Source organism: Oscillibacter sp. CU971, from assembly GCF_905219725.1.
Lineage (GTDB): Bacteria > Bacillota > Clostridia > Oscillospirales > Oscillospiraceae > Oscillibacter.
This window is the reverse complement of record NZ_CAJMXG010000432.1, coordinates 1-1731: the sequence shown is the minus strand read 5'-3', so window position 1 is coordinate 1731 and position 1731 is coordinate 1. Positions and strand designations below refer to the sequence as shown.

Below are 1731 nucleotides of genomic sequence, written 5' to 3'. Positions count from 1 at the left end.
GCATATACATATAGATTTCAAGCAGTGTCGGAATGGTGTTTTCCTTCAGTTCCCTTTCCCCCTCAAGCCGTTTTTGGGGGAAGTCCTGAATTTCAAATCCCCGTTTTTTCAGGCGCAGTCCCACAATTTCAAATAAATCTGTCGGAAACAGCGTCCGGCGCATGAGCAACGTATCAAAAAGGTCCACACTGATCACATCATGCGCGTCCACCAACCGGTAAAGGAAGGCCTTCGAGACTCCTTCGGTATCCGAAAACGAATATGCCGGTTTTTTCGGCGTGCGCAAATCATTCCCACGGGCATCCAGCAGCGCGATCCCGTGCTCCGCGCAGACATCCCCGATCCGCTTCGCGATTACCTTGCAGGACTCCGCCCGCGCCGCCGCGATAATCACGCGGACATTCACCCGAACCGCTTCCTCAAGGGAGATGATCGGAAGTTCATAAAGAACGCCGCTTGTCCGATAGCCGTCCAGCAGACCGATCACCTGATAACCGGGCAACTGCATCCGCACGGTTTCCGTCAGCGGGCTGAGGCCGTATATGGCGATCTTATCCTCTTTGTGCAGTACATTTTCCCACTCCAAAATCAGGTCCTCCTCTACACAAGGGTCGACAGCATCCGTGCCCGCATTATTGGAAACTATCGGTAATAGCTCAATGTACGTTCAATCCCGGCATCCAGGTTTACTCTGCTTCTCCAGCCCAGCGCCCGCAGCTTTCCGCTGTCGCCGGTCACCACGGAAAGGGCTTCTTTTACCTCCGGCGTATCTCGTTCCGAATGGTCAAATACGACGGATGCCTCTGGTCCCCAGTGTGCCGCATACAATGCGGCCAGGTCTTTTACAGAGCACTCCCCCGCCTCGTCGCAGATGTTATAGCACTCTCCCGCTTTTCCATAGAGCAAAGCATCCAACAGCCCATGCGTTGCGTCCGATATATACAAAAAAGAACGCACCGCTGTTCCGTCGCTCTTCAGCACAATTTGATTGTCCTCCCGCAGATGCCGGACAAAATCACCATGCAGCCTTCCGTCTGTCAGCGACATGCCGGGACCGTATACCTGGAATGGCCTTACCATGACACAGGGCAGGCCAAACTGTGCGCAGTAAAGACTGCATAGCGTTTCCGCGCTGCGTTTCCCACAGGAATACGCATTTCTTGCGTAATTCCAGTCCAAGGTCCCGAGATCTGCCTCTCGCCGGCGGCTCGGCTCCAAGCAATTCCCATAGACATCTACGCTGCTTAGCAAAAGGAACTTCGCGCTTTTCTTTCTCAGGGAAATATCCAGAAGATTCTGACAGCCCAACAGGTTAATCTGATATGTATCCAGCGGCTTCTCCTGCCGCGACCGAATCCCAGCCGGGCTGGCGGCATGAANGCAGATATCCACCTCGCCTTCCCAGGAGACGGGTTCCCTTATGTCCTGAATGATGAGTTTGAGATTGGGGTCTCCTAAATATGGAGCAAAACGCTCCTTTGCGTGTTTCCGGTTGCGGCACAAAGCCAAAACCTGCGTGCCTGCCCGGTTTCTTCGGTTGTTTTCCAGCAGCAGACGGACAAAGTACGACATCAGGAAACTGTCCGCCCCGGAAATCAGAACACTTTGACGGCGAAATCGTTCCAGGTCCTTTCGCTCCTCCAGAAGGGAAATGATGTCTTCCTCTATCAGCTTGTCCATTGTTCTCACTCCTGCCGGTTCTCTTTCTCGCAAAACAGCGGGTACAACGCC

At 53.6% G+C, this 1731-nt stretch carries 2 protein-coding genes; both read right to left on the bottom strand.

Going from position 1 to position 1731, the window contains the following annotated elements:
* On the bottom strand, nt 1–586 hold a 586-nt coding region (locus tag JX325_RS16245; RefSeq protein WP_374220656.1), incomplete at its 3' end, for a hypothetical protein.
* A 56-nt stretch (nt 587–642) separates the two neighbouring features.
* Nucleotides 643–1680, bottom strand: coding sequence for an NAD(P)-dependent oxidoreductase (locus JX325_RS16240; protein WP_204792079.1), 1038 nt, complete (start codon nt 1678–1680; stop codon nt 643–645).
* Nucleotides 1681–1731: the final 51 nt, after the last annotated feature.